This window comes from uncultured Bacteroides sp. (assembly GCF_910578895.1).
GTDB lineage: Bacteria > Bacteroidota > Bacteroidia > Bacteroidales > Bacteroidaceae > Bacteroides.
The window spans coordinates 37,766-59,515 of the sequence record NZ_CAJTSC010000003.1; the positions used below are offsets into that span (position 1 = coordinate 37,766).

The window sequence follows — 21,750 nt, forward strand, 5'->3', positions numbered from 1 at the left end:
TTAGTAAATCTTTCGCAGTTTGATACCATTCAAGAAACTTTTTCCGCTTGCCTGCCTGAAGCGTATTTCAATATTATCTCTATCGTTTGTAATATTGTATCTTTTTCGCAACGCGTGGAAATATCCGCTCTCGCGACAGGGAGAAAGGTTTTCTTCCAGCAACGTTCCATTAGCGTAGATGTTGAATGAGTTTTCACGGCTTTCCTGCTGCTCGTTGCGGTCGAGCTGGTAAGCTATTGCGGCATTTTCGCGGAAGATGTCTGTAAAAAGAAATTCAACTTCGTACACGCCCTTCGGTACGTCAAAACGGTATCCTTCGATATCGTTTCTGAGCGTCTGGAACAACGGGCCGTCGGCAGTGTTTGCTATCTCCGTCTGAGTGCTTTTCTCTTTGCCGCCTATATAGCCCCAGCTGCCTTGCGTATAGGGTTGGTCGGGCAGCCAGGTCAATCGGCTTTCATCGGAGGTGAAGAAGCAGTTGCTGCCCACGTTGACCGCCAATTCCAGGTGGTGCAGATTGTCGCTGTTTAAATTTGCGGGAACGGGCGTGAAGCGTACGCTCATGCCGTCTTGTATCCGGTCTCCCTTGTAACGGCCCTGTACGGATAGGAACGGGCGTTTGCCGCTGAACGGGACGTTGAATGTGGCGGTATGGTTTTCAACCTTCCGTTTCCCTACCGGTTTGCCGTCGATGAAAAACTCCACTTCCGGCAGATTGGTATATACTTTCACGGGAAGCATGACGGGAGCATCGCCTTGTTGCACTCCCGTGCGCCAAGTCCAATCCCGGCTGGCAATGTGCAGTACGGGAATGTCCTTGCGCCAGGCAGCCTTGTAATAGTAGTACACGTCCTTGGGCGTGCGGTCTGCATAAACCAGCCCTTTGTTGTTGATGCGCGGCATGGACTCGTCCCGCAGGGCGGATGCGAAGTTGATGAAGTTCCAGTGCGTGCCGCCGCAGATGTAGGGCGTGTTCTCCAACACGGGAAGGTAATGTTCCAGATACATCTGCTGGTATTCGATACTGAAATCGAATGCGCGGGGCTGTAACGAATGTAGGCGTTGGTCGGAGCCGGCACCGTATTCGCTGATAATCATCGGGTGGGCAGGGTGGTTGCGGTGCTGTTCCGCCACAAACCTGTCGAACCCGCTGAAATCGCCGCCATACCAGCCCTGGTATAAATTCCAGCCGACGATGTCGGTGATTTGGCTTATGCCTGTGCTGTTGTACGCATCGCTTCCGTGGAATGCCATGGTGCTGACGCGGGTGGCATCTTCTTCTTTCAAGGCTTTTTCCAGACGGTTTGCCAGTGCCAGCGTGCGCTCCAGTACGGGGTTGAACGTCTCCCGGGTCTTATATCTGCGTTGGGTGACCAGCAGTATCTCGTTCATATATCCCCACGTGATGATGGAGGGGTGGTTGTAGTGCTGGCGGATCATTTCTCTCAGGTTGCGTTCGCAGTTATCGGCATATCCCGGTGTGTCGGGCACAATGTCTATGACGGGAATCTCTTCCCAGGCAAGCATGCCGAGCTTGTCGCACATCTCTAACAAGGCATCGTCTTGCGGATAGTGGGAGATACGGATGAAATTGGCACCCATTTCTTTCATCAGCCGGAAGTCGCGGCGGTGCATCTCGTCGGTCAGGGCAACGCCGACGGGTTTCTGGTCCTGGTGGCGGCAAATGCCACGGAGCTTGTAGGGCTTTCCGTTCAGGAAGAAACCTTCATTCCCGTCGAAGCGGAACCAGCGGAAACCGGTATAATGGTCGTTGCGGTCCAGTACGGCATGCGTTTTGCGGTCTCGTAGCACGGTTTCCACGCGATAAAGGTTGGGCGTTTCGGGTGTCCATAACCGGGGTTGAAGGATGGGAGAGGTCTCATGCCTGAAAGTGAAAACCTCTTTTCCCTTCAATTTTATCAGTTGTTTTTGTATCTGTATAAGGCTTCCGTCCGGATGGTAGACGGTGCTTGTCAGTTCGAGCATGCTCTTTTCTTCGGAGCTGTTTGTCACTTCTCCGCGTATCTGTATGGTAGCTTTCTCTTCCGACACGTGCGGAGTGCTGATGAAGATGCCGTCCGAGCCATGATTGGCAAGGTTGAAATGCTGTTTGGGCACGGCGGTAAGCCATACGTCCCGGTAGATGCCGCCGAAAAAGGTGAAATCCGCAGAAATGGGAGCGATGTCTTGCCGCGCATTGTCCACACGTATGGCAAGTACGTTGGGCGATGTGAAGGACAAATAGGGGGTGAGGTCGAATGTGCAGGCGGTATACCCTCCGGCGTGTTCGCCGATGTTTCTGCCATTGACGTAAACGGTGGCGGCTTTGCTTGCCGCATCCAGCTTCAGGTAAATCTGCTTTTCTTTCCATGCCTGCGGCAGGGAGATCAGGCGACGATACCAGCCTGTGCCCCGATAATAGTCTTTCGTGGTGTAGGCATCCGTATTCCAGGTGTGGGGCAGGTGTACGGACTGCCAGGCGCTGTCGTTGAAAGCGCTGTCTGCTGCGGCGGTACATTCTCCTTTCAGGAATTTCCAGCTGTCGTTGATTGTTTTGCTTTCGCGCTGCGCCAGGACAGAAGATGCCGGGAGCAGAAAGAACGTGGCAATGATTGCCCATAGTGAAGTCCGGTTTTTACCGGTATGTCTTTGTCTTTTCATGGGGATGAAACGGGATAGTTGGTTTATAGCATACAAAAGAAAGGATTATCCCTTGCAAGGGAAACGGTTGAAGTACATCAAAACTTTCCATATAGTATATTTTAACTATGTCAAGGATTTCTCTCCGTATGCAGGGCAAGTGAGAATGGACGGTTTGTCCTTTTGCCCGGTTGTTGCCAATTTACTGGCAGAACCTTGCCAATAAACAGGCAACGTCTTGCCAATTTACTGGCAACAAAAGCATCGGGTAAAAAAGAAGGGGCGGAAAAATAGAATGGATTTCCGCCCCTTTGGTCTTAAACTAAAGCATGCTTAATGCAAATACCTATTGAAATTACTTGATGGTTACTGTAACGAAGTAATTCTCGGTGAAGGCACGTACCTCATATTCGTTAGTCTTGACGATGGTGGTGCTGCTGACATCGGTCTGGTCCAGGCTACCCTCCTTTGCAGGGTCGAAAGTCAGGACCCTGAGTGAGCCTTTCGCTCCGTTCAGCGCTTTGATGTAGACATTCTGGCTGCCGCCTACGGCATTCTGCCAGGTCATGCTGTAGCCGCCGTTGCTGTCCGGAGTCAGTACTTTTCCGTCTTTATCCACCACTTCGTAGTCGGTGCCACGTACCAGCTGAGCCGGTGTGGGGTTGTTCTTGTCCGGCAGGACAGGTGCGGTGTAGTAGGTTACTACAGGACTATACGGACGTGTGTAAACACTCCAGAAATAAGTGGGCACAGTCACTGTCTCGTCCTGATTTACATTGTAGGTAAGTTCGTTTCCGCCGGGGAATGCCACATTGCCCAATCCATAGTAATAGATATGTTCCATTTCAGGATTGTTGTTACCCCATTCATCGTCTCCGCAAGCGGTGAACAGTCCACAGGTGGTAACCGTCATTAAAAATATCAATAATTTTTTCATAAATTTTCTATTGTTTGTTTTTACACTTTTACATTTTACCATTTCGGATTCTGTTTAATCTTTCCTCCGGAAGTACCGATTTCGTAAGTGGGTATCGGGTATAGATAATCGCGGTCAGGGTCAAAACTACGTGAACCGGCTTCTTCGATAACGTAAAGATTGGGTTGAGCATCAACGTAAACTTTATTTCCTTTGTAGTTGCCTTTATCATCAGTCAAGCGGCTTTTCACTGCCTCATACTTCACGGTTCCTTGAGAGTCTTCATAGTTATAAAGCAAGCCGATGACGGGTTGCGGCAATACTTTTTCAGCTGTTTTCCAGCGGATGATGTCATCGTAGTGGATGCACTCGTTGACAAATTCCACCATACGCTCGCGACGGATTTCGTCAAGCATGTTCAGGTTGTTGACTGTAACAAAATCGTTGGTAAGTTTCACGTTGAAGTTTACGCGTTCACGTACCTTGTTTACTGTTTTCTCCAGTTGGTCGTCGGTGATGCTGCCATTGTATTCATACAGAGCTTCTGCGTATGATAGCAATACATCGGCGTAACGGATAAGCGCTTTGTCAATGGTTCCTTTACCGCCCAAGGACCACTCGCTCTTTACCCAACCCTTCTTGATGGCATAGCCATAGCCGTGAGTCTGGTCATCATTCTTAAGCGGTTTGTATGGACCTTTGAAAGCATCTTCGCCGGGCAAGAATAATGTAAGCTTCAAACGCGGGTCGCGGTTGTCCGCCATGTCGGCAAATGTGATTTCGGGACGAACTACAAGACTCGATTTTTCACGCGGCAGCCCATCGATGTAAAGGAAGTTGTCCACCATGCTGCGAGTCATTGCAAGACCGGTCTCCAAGTCACGCACATATCCGTGAGTGATGATACCGGCGTTTCCAGTAGGACCATATATCTTTACAAATACGTTTTCTTTGTTCTGACGACCTTCGCCATCGAACTCAAACAGACGCTTGAAGTCGGGGAACAGGTCGTGTTCACCGTATTCACCATCGATTAATAACTCGCCGGCATCAATGGATTTCTTGAGGTGATCCTTGTAGTCGCCACCAGGAGTCTGGTGATATTTTTTGTGTGTACCTTCGTACAGACCGATACGCTGAGTCATACCTAATGCAGCCGATTTGGTGACACGTCCCCAATCGTTGTCGTTTACGGCTTTGTCATCGATAGTCGGCAGATGTTGCAATGCGAACTCAAGGTCTTTGTAGCACTGCTGGATGACTGTTTCACGCGGGTCGCGCGAACGAAAGATGTCTGGGTCAGTAGTGTTGAAAAAAGGTTTCAAAATCAAAGGTACATCACCATATTTCTTTACTAAGTCAAAGTAGTGGAAAGCACGGAAGAAGCATGCTTCGGCAGTCCAGCGATCTTTCACGGCTTGTGTGAGCGATTGACTTCCTTCTGTTTTAGCGATGATGTTGTTTGCCACGCCGATAGCATTATAATTGTTGGTCCATTCGTTTGCTGTGCCCGGTGTGCTGCGGTTACCGCTTGAAATGAGATCTTGTGACGAACCTACAAGTTCGTCTGAACGTTTGTCTTGGGCATAGCCCGGCAGATCGATGTAAAGTCTGTTACAAGCACCTCTTAACAGTGCTTCGGAAGTCCAGAATTTATTATCGGCTAAGGTTGTTTCCGGTTCTCTGTCTAATGTACAGCCGGTAACCAGTAATGCAGATATTAAAAATGAATATATTTTTTTCATAATATGTCTGATGGTTTAGAATGAAACATTTAATCCGACAGTCCAAGAACGGAAGAACGGATAGGTAGCTCGTTTGGTGTCATTGTCGATTTCCGGGTCGAATACGGAAAGCATATTGCTGTGTTCCCAAATATCCTCACCTGTCACGTATACTCTCAGGCGGTCGATGTATTTCTTGGAAACAGGAACGGTGTAACCTAAAGTTACGTTCTTCAGACGGCAGTATGCGCCGTTTTGCACCCATCTGTCAGACGGCTTGAAGTTAAAGTCGTTACCGCCTTTGTATTGGTAAATACGCGGGAAATAAGCATTAGGATTGTCTTCAGTCCAATGGTCTTTGTGGATAGTCCATGGCATTTGGGAGTCTGTCCATAGCGGGGCGAATGCTTCCCGGTTGATGATTACTTTACGCTTGCCGACACCTTGGAACATTACGGAGATATCAAATCCTTTCCATTGTGCAGCCAGGTTGATACCGTAGAGATAACGAGGATTGGAGTTGCCTAAACAAATCAAATCGCCCGAATTTTCGGGAGTGGCACCACCTACGCCAATTGTATGGTCGGGGGCACCTACCGCCACGTATTTCACGTCACCGCCGCTTATTTTTCCATCGTTGAAGGATTTGTATCCCGGGTGGTCTTTCTTATATTGCAGGTATTCATCACGGCTTTGCCAGAAACCATCGGTCTTGTATCCCCAAATTGTATTGATGGCATAGCCTTCCAATAGTTCTACCGCACCTTCTTTCAATACGCTGGCTCCGTTGTATTCCACCAATTTATTGTCGCTGTCCGAAAGGTTGAAGCTTACCTGATAGCTTACATCCTTGATTTTGTCTTTCCAGCCGATATTGAAGTCCCAACCCCAGGTTTTTAATTTACCCATGTTCAATTTGGGTACACCGATACCAATCTGATGGGGTACTTGGGGAGATGAAAGCATATCATTGTTATATTTCCAATAATATTCAAAGCTACCGGTCAAACGATTGTTCAGGAAACCGAAGTCTACACCAAGATTGGTTGTTTCAATAATCTCCCAAGTTTTTTCAGGAGAAGGTAGGCTTGCCTGATAGAACCAATTCTCGCCCACATAAGAAGTAGGAGTGTCTTTTTGTGTATTGGTCATCAGTGCGAGATAGTCGTAAAGTCCCAATACGGCACCGTTGCCCAATTGCCCCCAAGACGCACGGAGTTTCAGGTTGCTTACAAAGTCCGCGTTAAACCAATCTTCCATATTGACACGCCATGCACCAGATACAGAGGGGAATGCTCTCCAACGTTTGTCCGGAGCCAAACGTGAACTACCATCGTAACGTACGTTGGCCTCCAATAGGTAACGCTCTTTATAGTTATAGTTCAAACGACCGAAGTATGACATCATGGACCAAGGCTCGATGTTGTCGGCAATTTCCGTATTAGTTGCTACAGAAGCGTCAAAACCTCCATTGAAAGAGAAGAAATTATCAGAGATAAGATTCTTGGCTGTGATGTTGATTTCGTCTTTTCGGTAGTTTTCGTAAGAAGAACCGGCGAGGATACTGAAGTTGTGTTTCTTGTCGTCCAAGTCGAATGAGTAGTTTACGGTTGCTTCCAGCAAATCGTGATAGTCGCCATATTTTGCCTTATAGAGTGAACTGGGGTCGTTGGCTCTGTTTCTGATACCCGACTTGGAAATATCGTATCCACCCCAAAGCAGGGAGTGTTTTTCATTTACCTCTGAATAGTAGCCTGCCCTACGTGATGCGCTCAGGTTGATACGCAGTCCTTTCACTAAGTCTTTGATGGTCATGTTGGCCTTTCCGGTGAATGCTTCGAATTTTCTTTCTCTTGCACCGCCAGATTTCATAATCTCGATGGGATTTGCTTGGAGGTCACCGTTGTAGAGGTGTCCACTTTCATCGTGTACCGTCCCAAGGTAGTCTTGTGGAACCATGATGGATTGGCGACCACGAACAGAGTAGAGTAAACCAAACAACGCACCTGCTCCGTAAGAAGATGATTCTACGTTTCTGGATTGATATTGGATGTTAACGCCCAAGTCGATATACTTGTTGATGGAAGCGTTCATCTTGGCATGGAGATTGTAGCGTTTGTTACTATCCGGACCATATTTCAGCAAACCGTTCTTAGTGAAATAGTTGGCAGATAACATATAGTTCATTGCCTTTGTACCGCCGCTAACAGAAACGGAGTGGTTTTGCTGGGTGGTAAAGTCTTTTGTGCCCTCTTCTACCCAATTAGCCGCATCAAAGTAATCCCAACGTCCGTTGGACAGCGGTCGATAGTTGAAGTTCGGATTACCTACCCAAGACGCTTTCTCCTGAGTCCATTCTGCCTTGCCTGCCGCCTGAATACGGCTCTCATCAATAAACCATTGTTCATCCCAAGCAGTCATACGTTCGGGCATATTGCCTGGCTTGTTGAACGTAACCGAACCGTTATAGGTGATTCGGGGCTTGCCTTCCGTACCACTCTTGGTAGTAATCAATACAACACCTGCTGCCGCACGAGCACCATAGATAGCTGCCGAGGCGGCATCTTTCAACACGGAGATAGATTCGATATCGTTGGGGTTCAGCAATGTCATATCACCTTCCACGCCGTCAATCAAGACTAAGGTGGAAGTAGAGTTGACGGATGAAAAACCACGGATACGCATACCCGATGATTCGCTACCGGGCTGCCCGCTGCCGCGTAAGATGGTAACTCCCGGCAATTCGCCTTGTAATGCCGACATCACATCGGAAGAGGGCTTAGAGGCAATCTGGTCGCCTTCGATTGCTGATACGGAACCCGAAAGGTTCACTTTCTTCTGCACACCATAGCCCACTACTACCACTTCCTGCAACGTTTCGCTGTCTTCTTTCAGTTTGATGACTCCGTTGGCGGCAGAGGCTTTCAACTCTACAGTTTGGTATCCTATATAAGAAAAGACAAGGGTGGAGTTATTAGCGGCTTTCAGGCTGTAATTACCATCCATGTCCGTAATAGTTCCATTGGTTGTACCCTTTTCTTGGATAGATACGCCAATAAGGCTTTCATTGGTTGCAGCATCTATCACTTGCCCTTTAATGGTAATGTTGTTTTGAGCAAATACTCCTAAACTGGAGAGAGAGAACATACAGCAAAGGGACAATAACTGTATGAGTCCCCAAGAGAAAATCTTTTTTCTCATAATACACAGATTTAATTAATATTAATATGAACGGCACAAAATTAACAAACTGGATTGCACTTGACTATCAAATTTGTATCAAATGCTTTCAAAAGACTTTCTCAACTTTTTATTTTGACTACATCAAACTTTTCTTGTGTACTATGTAATATATTGATAAATAATTTGTTAATCAATCTTGGCTGGTGCGTTTAAAAATGATACATTTTTTACTGAAATGTTTATGGAAGTTTGCGAGCCATCCTGTTTGAATTTTGTTCAGCATTATTTTGATAGTTCTTTTAAACAGGTTCTACGGACAGGCAAGAATGTTTTTCTGTTTGTTGCTCTGCTGCAATACCAATAAACTTTCCGGACCCATGTTGAACAGCAGGTCGATGATGCTGAGGTTGGGAAGAAACCCGAGACGCTCCTGAAATACCTGATAGTAGGGTTGTGGAAAGAAATCGGGGTCTTCGGTACGGAAGTCCTTTTTGGGATGGATGCGTTCGCGGAAATCCGCTTCGCCGGGTGCAAATTCGGTTTTATATTCAGAGGTGCGTTGCATTGCAGGTTCTATGTCTATCAAGGAGCAGACAAGGTGGCAGAGTTCTTCGTTGAAATCGGCTAAAAACTCATATCTCTTTTCATAGAAGGGGCGGAAGTCATCCTTATAGTATTCGAAGAAAGGAGTATGGTTGTATGCCGACTCAATGGCATTCCAATGCAAATGGCGCCAGTTGCCGTGGTCGGAAATGCGGATGTCGCGCATCGGGCATTTCAATGTGCCGGGTTTTACGGTCGGAATGGAAAGTGCAAGCTCTCCGTCCGGTGCGGCGATGGTGCAGCGGTTGCGATAGGTCTGCTTGGTGTAATGGTCGTGCTGTTCGATATATGCTTGGTCGTATGCCAATAGTTTGACGTAATATTCGACAGGTGCCAGATAGGCGGATGAAAGATAGACGGTCATTTTGAATTGAGAATTATGAATTATGATTTGAGAACCGGGCAATAAGGATAGGGGATTACCTTACTTTTTTCCACATCCTGTCCCACCGGTAGCCGCTGAAAAGTCCCGTTTCCTCTTCCTTTGAGAGCCAGATGACGGCTGCCTTTCCGATGACATGGTCTTTGGGGACAAGCCCGAACAGGCGGGAATCCGACAGGTTTGTCGGGTTGTTTGCGCCTACCCAATAGTAATCTTTTGTGAACCGGCAATACTGTACGGGCTTCCCTTCTATAAATAATGTATCGTTTTTGATGTCCGCCCGTTTCTTCTCGTGCAGTACGAGCGTGTTTCGCAACAGTGTTATGTTCCAAGGATATACACGTACGGATTTTCCTCTGCCGGGGATGATGAGAGGTTTCAGCGCTTCCGCCGGATTTTCTTTATCGGCGGGTTCTATCCAGTTGCCGCTTCCCAAAGCCTGTTCCAGCAAGTAGTACTCGTACCTGCTGAAACTGCGTACATTCTCTGTCGTGTCCTGTCCCAGCAAGCGGTTGGGGCGAATGGAAAGGGCGGTGAGCAACGAATCCAGTTGTCTCTCTTTTTTCCGGGGATACTTGTAGAGGAACTTCTGGTCGGGGGCGCTCTTTTCGGAAGGGATTACGGAAAAGAGAGAGTCGACCAGCAAGGTGTCTCCCGGCACTCCCAGGCAGCGGCTGATGAATATTTCCCGTTGCCCGATTGCCGTCTGGGACAGGTTGGCGGGGTTGTTGAACACCAGTATGTCGTCCTTGCGTACGGGCTTGTCCGCCCAGCGGTGATATCCCCATAAACCCATAAAAGGGAGCCTTAATCCGTAACTCCATTTGTTTACCAGGATACGTTCACCGCGATAGAGCGAATTTTCCATTCCCGAGGAAGGAATCAGATAAGGAGTTGCAACACACCCCCGGAGCAATACTACTACGAGTATCATTCCTGCTATGGTAGCTGTAATCTTCCGGTTCCTTTCCCGCATACGCATACTGATTGCCAATCTTTAATCGTTAATCCTTAAACCACACCGTATTAGTGTACCCATTTGAAGATGCGGTTCCAACGAATCTTTCCGTCAAACCAACCGCGGTCTTTGTTCAACGACAGCCAGACAACGATAGGTTTGCCCACCACATGGTCTTCCGGCACAAATCCCCAGTAGCGGGAGTCGAGGGAGTTGTGGCGGTTATCGCCCATCATCCAGTAATAATCCAGCTTGAAGGTGTAGGTGTCCGTCTTTTGCCCGTTGATGTAGATGCCGTCTGTCTTTTGCTCCAGCGTATTGCCTTCGTAGGCCACGATGCAACGCTCGTAAATCGGCAGGTTGTCTTTGGTCAGGGTGAGGGTGGCGCCTTTTTCCGGTATCCAGACCGGACCATAATTGTCGCGCGTCCAGTTTGTATAAAGATTTTGCGGATACATCTGTCCCGAAAGGTTTTCCGGTTCCATGACAATGCGGCTAATCAGTTTTGTGTTGCCGCTGAGTGCGTCATACATCTTTTTGGTAAGCGGCAAGTGATAAACGGGAGCCAGCTTGCCTTGGGCGTCACGGCGGTTCAGTCCCATCTGTACAAGCCCTTCCTCGTAGTTGAAGTCATCGGTCATCAGTATTTGGTCGTCGTTGCTGATGCCCAGTTCGCGGAACATGTTTTCCGGTATGTACGGGCCCGTGGTCTGCACGAAATAGTTGAGCTGCATTTCTTCCGGGTTCTCAATGGCTTTCCCGTCGATATAGACTTGCGTATCCTTGATTTGCAGGGTGTCTCCCGGCAGACCGACACAACGTTTCACGTAGTTTTCGCGGCGGTCTACGGGGCGTACCACAATGTCGCCATACAGTTGCGGATTGGTACGGATCAGGTTACGGCCGGCGTTGTAGTAGAGGTCGTAGACGGTACGTTGCTGGTCGCGCGTCAGGCTGTCCATATTGATTTTATTGGGATATATGCGTTGTCCCTCTCTGTAAGCCAGGCTGTAGAAGTCTTCCTGCTGCCTGTTGAGTGCCACCGTGTCGCCTGCGGGGAAGTTGAACACGACAATGTCGTTCAGTTTCACTTTACCGAAACCTGGCACGCGTTTGTATTTCCATTGCGGCCATTCGATGTACGATTTGGTGTTGAACACCGGCAAGGTATGCTGCGCCAGCGGCATGGAGAGCGGTGTGTTCGGCACACGCGGACCATAGCTCATCTTGCTTACATACAGGAAGTCGCCCACCAGCAGCGATTTCTCCAACGAAGACGAAGGTATCTGATAGTTCTGGAAGATGTAGATATTCACAAAGTAAACCGCTACCAGGGCAAAGACGATGGCGTCTACCCAGCTCATGATGCCGCGTACTACCGTATTCTCGGATTGTTTCCAGAAGCTCCAGGGAATCTTCTTGCTGATATAGATATCAAATATGAAAGGCACGACAATCAGTCCCAGCCAGCTTTTTACCCAAACCAGGAAGGCGAGATAGAGTAGGGTGACTATGCCGAACTTGATCCATTGGGTGCGTGTTGCTTTTCTCATAATGCTTTAGTCTTTTAAAAATGGGAATAAATCGCTCATGCCTAAGAAGCCCTGTTTGTCTGCCGTATATTCCGCTGCCAATACGGCTCCTAAGGCAAAGCCGCTGCGGGTCTTGGCATCGTGGGTAATCGTGATGCTGTCTGCATCGGAGTCGTAGCGTATGCTGTGGATGCCTGGCACTTCACCTTCACGGACGGAGCTGACGGGCAATTCGTCGGCGGCACAGTCGGCAGAACCCGATACGGACCCGTCCGGTGCCTGTAGCGTGCCTTTCACCCAGCGTTCTTTGCGGTCGAGGTTTTCCAGGATACCTTCGGCAAGGGTGATGGCGGTTCCGCTTGGAGCGTCCAGTTTGTGGATATGGTGCGTCTCACTCATCGTTACGTCATAAGCGGGAAACCGGTTCATGATTTTTGCCAGATACTTGTTGACTGCCGAGAATATGGCTACTCCCAGGCTGAAGTTGGACGACCAGAACAGCGTCTTGCCGCCTTCGGTACAGAGTTTTCTGACCTCTTCGCCATGCTCTTCCAGCCAGCCTGTGCTGCCCGAAACCAGCTTTACGCCTGCCTTGAAAGCCTTCATGTAATTGTCGTAGGCTACCATCGGGTTTGTGAACTCTATGGCGACATCGGCGCTCTTGAATGCGTCCGACTCGAAATCCTCCTGGTTATTGATGTCGATGATGCTGACAATTTCGTGTCCGCGGCTCAGGGCAATCTTCTCAATCTCCTTGCCCATTTTTCCGTAACCGATTAATGCTATTTTCATTGTTTCTTTGGTTTTTATTCAGTTTATCAACAAACTATGTGTTGCAAAGGTAATCTTTTTCTTACATTTGTGCACAACATTAACGTCTTGTTAACAATGGAACAATTACTGCATTACGTTTGGAAGCACAGGTTATTTCCTCTGATACCACTCCAGACGACCTCCGGACAGCCGGTCGAAGTGATAGATCCCGGTTTGCCGAACATGAATGCAGGCCCCGATTTCTTTAACGCAAAGTTGAAAATAGACGGCACGCTCTGGGTGGGGAACGTCGAGTTGCATACGCATGCTTCGGACTGGTTCCGCCACGGGCACGACCGCAACACGGCATACGACAATGTCATCCTTCATGTGGTGGGCAATTCGGATTGCGAGGTGCGCCGTGCCAATGGCGACCCGGTTCCCCAGCTGTTGTTGCACTGCCCCGATGATGTCCGCCGGCGCTACGACGAGTTGCAGCGGACAGAGATATATCCCCCTTGCCATTCCATCCTTGCCTCTTTGCCGAAACTGGCTGTCCACTCCTGGTTGTCGGCGTTGCAGGTGGAGCGCTTCGAACAGAAAGCGCATGCCATCACTGCGCGTTTGGAGCGTTACAACAATCATTGGGAGGATGTGTTCTTCATCACCCTTGCCCGTAATTTCGGTTTTGGGCTGAATGGCGATGCCTTTGAGACATGGGCGGGACATTTGCCTTTTCGTGCGGTGGACAAGCATCGCGACAGCCTTTTCCAGGTAGAGACGTTCTTTTTCGGGCAGGCGGGACTGCTGGAAGAAGAGGGGCAGGAGGATGATTACTACCGGAAACTCCGGAAAGAGTTCCTCTACTTGCGGCATAAGTTCGAATTGTCCGGACCGATGCCGGACAACCGATGGCGTTTCCTGCGTCTGCGCCCCGGCAACTTTCCTCACGTGCGTCTGGCGCAACTGGCGTGGTTGTATCATAAGGAACAGTCTCTCTTCTCGCGTGTCATGGCGGCAGAAACGCCGGAAGCCGTGAAGAAGATATTGTCGGCACAGGTCTCACCTTATTGGGAGGAACATTTCACGTTCCGGAAATCCTCGCCCCGTCGCGAAAAGCGGTTGGGAGAAAACGCCTTGAACCTTATTCTTATCAATACCGTCATCCCTTTTCTGTATGCTTACGGAATGCACAAGGCGGATGAGCGGCTTTGCGACCGTGCTACCCGTTTTCTGGAGGCACTGAAAGCCGAGAACAACCGCGTCACCCGTTTGTGGGACGGTGCGGGGCTTCCCGTCTATACGGCGGCAGACTCACAGGCATTGCTTCAGCTTCAAAAGGAGTATTGCGACAGGAAAGATTGCCTGCGCTGCCGCTTCGGATATGAGTATTTGAGGAGCAGGGGATAGCGCGGTATGAGTTTCCGGTTGGTATGAATTTCCGACCGGTATGTATTCTGAAAAAACACTACAAAATGGCAGGGTGCCGTTTTCTGTCGTATATTCAATGTATTTCAGTATACGACTGAAGTACATTCAGTATACGACTGAAATAGTCTCAGTATACGACAGAGATACCCTCTGTCTGTGCATATTGATAATCAATTACTTGCAAAACATGCTTTGAACGGTTGAAAATCCTTACAGAATACGCGGTTGCCATACGCGCCGCATGCTGATGCTTGAATAATAAAGACCACTCTTCTGTACGATTTATGTCCCTCTTTTTTTCGGAAAAGGGTTTTCTTTGTAAACGGTATAGTAACCTTAAACGAATAAATATGATGAGTTTTAGAAAATGGACGATGGGAGCCGCAGTGCTTGCGGGCATGTTGTTGCCGGGCAGTGCGTGTGCCCAGCTTGTGAAGAATGAACGTTTGCTCTCCTTTGAAGAAGACCGGGTTCCGGCGTTTGTCACTACGACGGCGGGCGCCCGGGTAGATATCAGCGATGAACATTATAGGGACGGCAGCCGCAGCCTGAGGTGGACTTTCGGACCGGATGCGGCATTGTCCGTCAAGAAAGACCTGAAGTTCGAGAAGAAAGACCCTACGGGAAAAGACACCTACCTTTCCGCTTTCATCGTATGGGTATACAACGAACAGGCGCAGGACAAGCAAATCCGGTTCGAGTTTCTGAAAGACGGAAAGAAGTGCACCTCTTTCCCTTTCGGCATCAACTTTACCGGTTGGCGCGGGGCATGGGTGTGCTACGAACGCGACATGGAAGGCATACCCGAGGAGGGAATGGACGAACTCCGTATCGTTGCTCCGGATGTGAAGGGAAAACTTTACTTCGACCATGTCATTACGGGCAGCAAGGTGGATGCCCGCCAGCAGACACCGGACTTGCAAGTGCCGTTCGTCAACAAAGGCACTACCAACCACTGGCTGGTCATCTACGAACACTCCCTGTGGAAACCGGAAATACCCTTGACGCCTGTCACCGAAGCGCAGAAGCAGGATATACGGATTATGGAAGACCGCTTCCGCGACATGCTTTATACTCCCTCGAAGCTTTCGGGCAAAGAGATGAAGACAATCCGCGAGAAGTACGATTTCTATCGGATTACCGTCAAGGACGGGAAGGTGATAGGACGCCCCATCTGGTTTGTCCGCCAGTCCGAGGCATACGAGCGTATGTTGCCCGACTGGGACAAGGACATGTTTGCCACGCAGGGAGTGGAAATCAGCGATTATTTCAATCTGATGAAACGCATAGCCGTTGCCTGCCACAATACGCAGGATGAGGGGCTGAAACAGGAGTTGAAGCAGAAATTCCTCGCCATGTACGACAATGCCACCGACCAAGGCATCGTTTACGGCAGTTGCTGGGGAAATATCCACCACTACGGATACAGCATGCGCGGGCTTTTCGTTGCCTATTTCCTGATGAAGGATGTGCTGCGCGAAGCGGGCAAGCTGGAAGAGGCGGTACGCACGCTCAACTGGTATGCCATCACCAATGAGGTATATCCCGAACTTGCCGTCAACGGCATCGACATTGATACGTTCAACACCAAGCTGCAGGGACGCGTGGCAAGCATTCTCATTATGGAAGATACGCCGGAAAAACTGCAATACCTGCGTTCCTTCTCCCGTTGGCTGGACAAGGGTTGCCTGCCCGCACCGGGGCTGGCGGGTTCTTTCAAGTCGGATGGTGCCTGCTTCCATCACTGCAATGCCTATCCGGCATACGCTGTGGGCGGATTGGACGGCGCCACCAACATGATTTACCTGCTGAGCGGCACCGAGTTCCGCCTGTCCGAGCAGGCGCACGAGACCGTGAAGAAGGTGTTGCTTACCATGCGTTTCTATTGCAATCTGAAGCAGTGGTCGCTCTCCATGTCCGGTCGCCATCCCAACGGGAAAGGCGAGTTGATACCTATCCAGTACGCCACGATGGCTATTGCCGGTACGCCGGACGGCAAGCAGAAGTACGATGCCGATATGGCTGCCGCCTACCTGCGTCTGGTGGCTTCTGCCAATATGCCGGACAAGGATGCCCCCGACTATCTGCCGAAAGCATCCACCCGGCAGGAACTGAAGATGAAGGAGCTGCTCGAAGCGCAGGGATTCCGTCCCGAACCCGACCCGCAAGGCAATCTCGCACTGGGCTACGGTTGCGTCTCCGTGCAGCGCCGCGACAACTGGGCTGCCGTAGTGCGTGGACATTCCCGCTATCTGTGGGCTGCCGAACACTACCTGCCTGCCAACTTCTACGGTCGCTATCTGGCACACGGCAGCATGCAGATATTGACAGGAAAACCCGATGAAACCGTGACTTTTGCCACCGGCGGTTGGCAGGAAGCCGGTTTCGACTGGAACCGTATTCCGGGTGTCACCAGCATTCACCTGCCTTTCGAGCAGCTTCGCGCCAAAGTGATGAATGTGGACGTCTATTCGGGCATGGAAGAGATGCTTTATTCCGATGAGGCTTTTGCCGGCGGCTTGTCTCAGGAGAAATCAAACGGTAACTTCGGCATGAAACTTCATGAGCACGACAAGTACAACGGATCGCATCGCGCCCGCAAGTCTTATCACTTCTTCGGTGGCACGATAGTGTGTCTGGGCACCGACATCGAGAATACGAATGCGGAGTTTCCGACAGAGACTACCGTTTTCCAGTCAGCCGTCATGACTCCTGAGAATCATACCTATTGGGACACGTACAAGAGCAACGGGCAGACGTACATCGATCCGAACGGAGTGGGGTATTATATCTCCAAATCTTCGATGAAATCGGCTCTTTTTGAAAAGAAGTTCCCGCAGGTCACTATCGGTGAGCGCAGCGACAAACCTACATCGGGCGATTGGGTCTCCTTGACACTGCAACACGGCAAGGCGCCGAAAGGTGCTTCTTACGAATATGCCGTATTGCCCCACACGGATGCCTCTTCCCTGAAGGCGTTTGCCAAGAAGCCCTCTTATAAAGTACTCCGGCAGGACCGCAATGCCCATATTGTACGCTCGTTGGCGGATAACCTCACTTCATACGTTCTGTTTGAGACTCCCCAGGCCCTTCCGGCAGACGGATTGCTGCAAAAGGCGGATACTTCCTGCCTGGTTATGGTTCGTGAGGATAGGGACAAATTGTTGCTGACCGTTTCGCAGCCCGACCTGGCATTGTATCGCGGTCCGAGTGACGAAGCGTTCGACAAAGACGGCAAACGGATTGAACGCAGCATCTATTCACGTCCGTGGACCGACAATGAGAGTGGTGAGATACCTGTAACCGTTACTCTAAAGGGCGAATGGAAGGTTGCTGAAACTCCCTATTGCAAAGTGATTTCCAAAGATAAGAAGCAAACCGTACTACGCTTTACGTGCAGGGATGCCGCCAGTTTCGATGTGGAGTTGAAGAGATAATGAAATTAATCCTTGAAATAGCGCTGTGATGGAAGTAAAGAATATGATGTTGCGTGCAACGGCTCCCGTTCCTTCCCTGGCTTGGGAAATAGAAAGAGCCACTGCTGCAACACCGTGAGTACCTGCACGACCGGATGAAGGCAGCATCAATTATCCCAACAAGCTGCGGACTGCCGCCTGGTAAGTTTCCAGCTTGTTGGACTTATGAATTGCTTTTTTGGCTTTCCGGTCTCCGTCCGGCATCAGATATTCCCAGAAGTTCTTCATTTTCGTCAGCAGTTGCTTGTCTCCCCCTTCCAGAAGATTACCGTACCGGGCAAATACATCAGCATGGAACAGTCTGAGTCTCTCCAGCATATCCTTTTCGGAAAGCCGATGTCCCTGTTGATACTCCAAAGCTAAGGCGGGATTGGCAAGCAGTCCACGACCTATCATGATACCTGCCAGTTGTGGGAAACGTTCTCTAACGGCGTGTATATCTTCTGTTGTAAGTAAATCGCCGTTATAAATAAGCGGATGGCTGCATCCGTTGTAGAAGGCTTCAAAGCCTTTTAAGTCTGTTTCGCCTTTATATTGCTGTTTGCCCAATCGGGGGTGCATGATGATATGTGCCAGTGGCAGTTCATTCAGCAAGGGCAGCAAAGCCAGACATTCTTCCGCATTCTCCCAACCCAACCTCATCTTGACAGAGAACCGAAGGTCGGGGTGATTCTTTATGGCGGCAGTCAGCAACTCCCGCACCTCTTCGGGATAAGGAAGCATTCCCGAACCATTGTGGCGTTTAGCCAAAAGAGGGAAAGGACATCCCAGATTTATGTCCACATTCTTATATCCTTTTTCGATGAATAGGGCAATTATCTGCTCCATTTTGTCCACATCGGGAGCAATGAGTTGCGGAATAAGCTGCACGCCACGGTTGTTTTCCAAAGCAATCTCGCGCATGTCTTTTTTCCGGATTTCTCCGTGCTCTACACGTACGAAAGGAGTGTAATAGCTCTCTACACCACCGAATATACGGGCATGCGCTTGTCGGTAAATAGCCTCGGTGTAACCTTGCAACGGGGCAAAATGAATGGGGAGGGTACTCTGCATATCAATCAGTTATTCAATATTTCTGCAAAGGTAACTATTTTGGCGGAATAACCATGTTCATTAAACTTTCGTGGTTCTCAATCTTGCTGTAGGCTGAATTCTACAGGCTGTCCATGTTGGCAGTGAACAGTGAGAATGGAATTCTTTCCGTCTGCTGTCAGGCTTACCTTTTCATTGGGCGTACCGATTTTCCATCTGCCTTTTAACTCCAGTCTCTTTTCAAGCACGCGGCTGGGATTCTTGGTGGTATATGCCTTTTCCTCAATATTTAGGTTTGGATCGCAAACGCTCATGATGATATTCGCTTTGTCCCTCCTATACATGACCATTGTTTCTGCCGGAATAAGACCAAGCAGGCTATCCCGTTGCGAGCGATAGGTTTCGAAGACAGCATAGGCGGTAATATCGGTTAATCGGTCGTGTACGATATGTGCACTATCATTCCGTTGTAATACTTCGTATGTTTGCGTAGCCTCATGGTTTTTTAATTCCTGATCGGTTGGCTGTATCCATACGAGGTATTCATACGTTCCATTTTTAGGGGCTTTTCCGTGTTCAATCCACGCTGAAGCAAAAGTGCCCTGTGTAGCGGCACGTGTTTTTTCATGACGGGATTCCTGTTTCGTGATCTGTATTTGTACATCGCCGTCTTTCACGAAATAATGGTTATTGTAACCGTCCCGGATGGAGAGAGACTTTTCGGCAGTACCGGACAATTGCTTTTTGAAGCCAATCTCTTTTTCTTCTTCTCCGTTAACGAGGATGGTGCTTTTTCCTTTTTGAAATGTGCTCTGGAAGAGGGTTGTTTCGGTTGGATATTCGTTATTGCTGTTATGAATACCTGTTCCTAAACAGATCATCCTGTTTTCAAAACAGAAGACGGATTTGCGGGCTACGAAATCCGGGGTGAAGTTTTTCAGTTCACGTTCCATCAGTTTCGTAACAAACATGCCGTTTTTCCCTTCCAGTGAACTACTGCCTGAGAAATTCTCTTTGGAATGTGCCATGGTAGTTCCCGGTAGCGGGCTGTCCAGCAATTCGAATGGTAAGTGGATGGTGGTAGTTCCCGGCAGGCGATTCCAATCCCAACCATTCTCATCGTAACCGCTGGAAAGACGTGAGGGGTATCCCATAATCTGGACGGAACCGTAACTCTGATAACGTCCGTAACGGTTGTCTTTCCGGTAAATCTCAGCTCCCCATACGTCAGTGGTATACCCTTTTAAGGTTACCATCCAATCGCTTCTCCGGAAAATACCCGCCGCTCCATAGTTATATACAAAAAATCCTTGTGGGGCAGAGGCGGGAGTGATACCTTGCGTTTTGAAGTAACGCACTTCGGGGGTATCCTTTTCACAAAGCCGCAGGTAGTCTGCTGCCAGATGATGATCGAAAGCATTACCCTCTCCCGATAAGTCTCCTGACAAGGCAAGATAAGCAAAAGCAGCTACATCATCCGCTTTCATCGAGCCGCCGAAAGGATGTCGTCCGCTGATGCCAACTCCCCACTCATATTTGTTGGAGTAGTTACGCATGGCAATAAAGGCGGATTTCAGTACTTGGCGGGCTTCTTCGGTAGGTTCATAGACCGTTTTATCGGTTAAGGCGATGAATTGTCCTACCATGGCTAACACACCTGTGGTATAGGCCGGATAGAAACCGCCATGGTGAAAAGTGGTTCCGTCTGTTTTGATACCTCCGATAGTGCCCGGAGTGTATTGAAGAGAAGAGGATACCCAGCGGGAAAGGCATTTCAGTGCGCGTACTCGTTCCCGCTCGTCAACGAACAGCAGTGCCGAAACTGTCTTGGCGGTTAAAAGCGTATGCCAACTGTCCAGCAATTCATCCCTGCCGTATTGATAAGGCCGGCGGGTTTCTTGCAAGGCAGACCAGAAAATGAGGGTAGACAAGATATTATCCCGGTTGGGAGCCTTCCGGATAGCGTCGCGCATTAACCAGGCTGTAGTATATATTTTCCGCACTTGATAGCCGTAATGATGATTGGTCCCCATTCCGCTGCCGAAAGAGAATCCCTGATTGATGGCGAAGTCCCAGACGGTGAAGTAATTCTGGCGGGAAGATGCGGAATGATTGTAATAAGCATCGTAAGCGAATCCGGAGAGCATTGTTTCCAGGTCATTCCAGGATATTTCTCCTTTAGAACGGTCCAGCTCATCGGGAGCCAGGATGGGAGCACCTGTGAATCCTGTTCCGGAGCGCTTAATATCGGCTTTCTGAAAGGCATCGTATGCTTTGGAGACTGCTTCTTTCGGTGCTTTTTGAATATCGAGGGCGGTGGTCAACCGTTGTTCCACTGTGCGCAGTTCCTCTTTTTCTGCTTGAGTGAGGGTGGAAGGTAGTGGGATATCATACTTATATTGTTCCCATTGCCAAACCCGGCACCAATGCCACAGGTCACGATAGGAAAGGGAGTTATTGTAAGGCATCTGCAAGTCGGGGGTAGTGCGGTCGTTCATCTTTTTCACAGGGAAAGTCAGTCGGTCCAGAAATATGCGGCCTTTCCGTTCGGGGGCTGTCAGTCGGTAGCTTGCTATCTCTTTGTTTTGTTTATCTCCTTTCATGTGTTGGAAGCCAATCCAGCAGGCGCGCCAGCCGGCCGATGCCAACCGGAAACTGAACCAATAAGACACATCACCTTGGGGGGAAAGGAACTCAAAACGAATGGAATCTTGCCGGGGGACTTCATTATAAATCCATAAGGTTATTCCGTACGAATTCTCCATCCGTTTATTAAGGGTGAGGGGCTGTTCCAGAGAAACATTGAGTTTGGAACCGGAATGGAAATCCCATTCCAGGCTTTGTTTCCCCTCTTTGTAATACCGGGTGGACAGGGCGATTTTTCCCTTATCGGCTGTTGTAAACTCTTTGGGGATTTCTGTCTCGAAACCTATTAGTTGGGCAAAGGATACTTGGCTGCATAGCAACGCAAGGGTGAATAGCAAGTGTTTTCTGGTCATAAGGTATATTGTTTTTTAAAAGTGATAAAAGAGGAGAGAAACCTCACGGTCACTCTCCTCCACACATATCAAATTGATTAAGGTCTATTTGATTTCATTTTAAGGTTAGAAGTTCTGTGTA

The 21,750-nt window shown here is 49.1% G+C and carries 12 protein-coding genes; 2 read left to right on the forward strand and 10 right to left on the reverse strand.

Annotated elements, in window-relative coordinates; all coding sequences use genetic code 11:
• From QZ327_RS01560 to dapB, 8 genes are all read right to left on the reverse strand, one after another.
• Positions 1–2,661 (reverse strand): glycoside hydrolase family 2 TIM barrel-domain containing protein, encoded by a 2,661-nt coding sequence (locus QZ327_RS01560; RefSeq protein WP_294616544.1) that lies wholly within the window; start codon positions 2,659–2,661, stop codon positions 1–3.
• A 334-nt stretch (positions 2,662–2,995) separates the two neighbouring features.
• Complete coding sequence (locus QZ327_RS01565) at positions 2,996–3,577, reverse strand: hypothetical protein (protein WP_294616546.1); 582 nt, start codon at positions 3,575–3,577, stop codon at positions 2,996–2,998.
• A 35-nt stretch (positions 3,578–3,612) separates the two neighbouring features.
• Positions 3,613–5,301: a RagB/SusD family nutrient uptake outer membrane protein gene (locus tag QZ327_RS01570; RefSeq protein WP_294616548.1), complete on the reverse strand. Its 1,689-nt coding sequence runs from the start codon at positions 5,299–5,301 to the stop codon at positions 3,613–3,615.
• Positions 5,302–5,316: 15 nt separating this feature from the next.
• Complete coding sequence (locus tag QZ327_RS01575) at positions 5,317–8,481, reverse strand: TonB-dependent receptor (protein WP_294616550.1); 3,165 nt, start codon at positions 8,479–8,481, stop codon at positions 5,317–5,319.
• A 292-nt stretch (positions 8,482–8,773) separates the two neighbouring features.
• Positions 8,774–9,430 (reverse strand): WbqC family protein, encoded by a 657-nt coding sequence (locus QZ327_RS01580; protein WP_294616552.1) that lies wholly within the window; start codon positions 9,428–9,430, stop codon positions 8,774–8,776.
• 55 nt (positions 9,431–9,485) lie between these two features.
• Entirely contained in the window at positions 9,486–10,424 is a 939-nt protein-coding gene (gene lepB, locus QZ327_RS01585; RefSeq protein WP_294616554.1) for a signal peptidase I, read from the reverse strand.
• Between the two features lie 50 nt (positions 10,425–10,474).
• Positions 10,475–11,959 carry a S26 family signal peptidase gene (locus QZ327_RS01590; RefSeq protein ID WP_294616556.1) on the reverse strand — a complete coding sequence of 495 codons (1,485 nt, stop codon included), beginning with the start codon at positions 11,957–11,959 and terminating at the stop codon, positions 10,475–10,477.
• 6 nt (positions 11,960–11,965) lie between these two features.
• Positions 11,966–12,730 (reverse strand): 4-hydroxy-tetrahydrodipicolinate reductase, encoded by a 765-nt coding sequence (dapB, locus tag QZ327_RS01595; protein ID WP_294616558.1) that lies wholly within the window; start codon positions 12,728–12,730, stop codon positions 11,966–11,968.
• A 96-nt stretch (positions 12,731–12,826) separates the two neighbouring features.
• Between dapB and QZ327_RS01600 the strand changes: the two genes are divergently transcribed.
• The gene (locus tag QZ327_RS01600; protein WP_294616560.1) at positions 12,827–14,101 is read left to right on the forward strand and encodes a DUF2851 family protein; all 1,275 of its coding nucleotides are present in this window, start codon (positions 12,827–12,829) and stop codon (positions 14,099–14,101) included.
• Positions 14,102–14,472: 371 nt separating this feature from the next.
• Positions 14,473–17,559 carry a chondroitinase family polysaccharide lyase gene (locus tag QZ327_RS01605; RefSeq protein WP_294616562.1) on the forward strand — a complete coding sequence of 1,029 codons (3,087 nt, stop codon included), beginning with the start codon at positions 14,473–14,475 and terminating at the stop codon, positions 17,557–17,559.
• Positions 17,560–17,709: 150 nt separating this feature from the next.
• Here the strand turns inward: QZ327_RS01605 and QZ327_RS01610 are convergent, their stop codons facing one another.
• Both QZ327_RS01610 and QZ327_RS01615 read right to left on the reverse strand, forming a co-directional pair.
• The gene (locus QZ327_RS01610; RefSeq protein ID WP_294616564.1) at positions 17,710–18,651 is read right to left on the reverse strand and encodes a tRNA-dihydrouridine synthase family protein; all 942 of its coding nucleotides are present in this window, start codon (positions 18,649–18,651) and stop codon (positions 17,710–17,712) included.
• 77 nt (positions 18,652–18,728) lie between these two features.
• A complete protein-coding gene (locus tag QZ327_RS01615) occupies positions 18,729–21,629 on the reverse strand; it encodes a chondroitinase family polysaccharide lyase (RefSeq protein ID WP_294616565.1) in 2,901 nt (966 codons plus the stop codon).
• Positions 21,630–21,750: the final 121 nt, after the last annotated feature.

Excerpts from the sequence above, each read along its gene's own strand:
- QZ327_RS01580 (WP_294616552.1), bottom strand. The coding sequence starts at position 9,430 with ATGACCGTCTATCTTTCATCCGCCTATCTGGCACCTGTCGAATATTAC.
- QZ327_RS01570 (WP_294616548.1), bottom strand. The coding sequence starts at position 5,301 with ATGAAAAAAATATATTCATTTTTAATATCTGCATTACTGGTTACCGGC.
- QZ327_RS01600 (WP_294616560.1), top strand. The coding sequence starts at position 12,827 with ATGGAACAATTACTGCATTACGTTTGGAAGCACAGGTTATTTCCTCTG.
- QZ327_RS01560 (WP_294616544.1), bottom strand. The coding sequence starts at position 2,661 with ATGAAAAGACAAAGACATACCGGTAAAAACCGGACTTCACTATGGGCA.
- QZ327_RS01605 (WP_294616562.1), top strand. The coding sequence starts at position 14,473 with ATGATGAGTTTTAGAAAATGGACGATGGGAGCCGCAGTGCTTGCGGGC.
- lepB (WP_294616554.1), bottom strand. The coding sequence starts at position 10,424 with ATGCGGGAAAGGAACCGGAAGATTACAGCTACCATAGCAGGAATGATA.
- QZ327_RS01565 (WP_294616546.1), bottom strand. The coding sequence starts at position 3,577 with ATGAAAAAATTATTGATATTTTTAATGACGGTTACCACCTGTGGACTG.
- QZ327_RS01610 (WP_294616564.1), bottom strand. The coding sequence starts at position 18,651 with ATGCAGAGTACCCTCCCCATTCATTTTGCCCCGTTGCAAGGTTACACC.
- QZ327_RS01590 (WP_294616556.1), bottom strand. The coding sequence starts at position 11,959 with ATGAGAAAAGCAACACGCACCCAATGGATCAAGTTCGGCATAGTCACC.
- dapB (WP_294616558.1), bottom strand. The coding sequence starts at position 12,730 with ATGAAAATAGCATTAATCGGTTACGGAAAAATGGGCAAGGAGATTGAG.
- QZ327_RS01615 (WP_294616565.1), bottom strand. The coding sequence starts at position 21,629 with ATGACCAGAAAACACTTGCTATTCACCCTTGCGTTGCTATGCAGCCAA.
- QZ327_RS01575 (WP_294616550.1), bottom strand. The coding sequence starts at position 8,481 with ATGAGAAAAAAGATTTTCTCTTGGGGACTCATACAGTTATTGTCCCTT.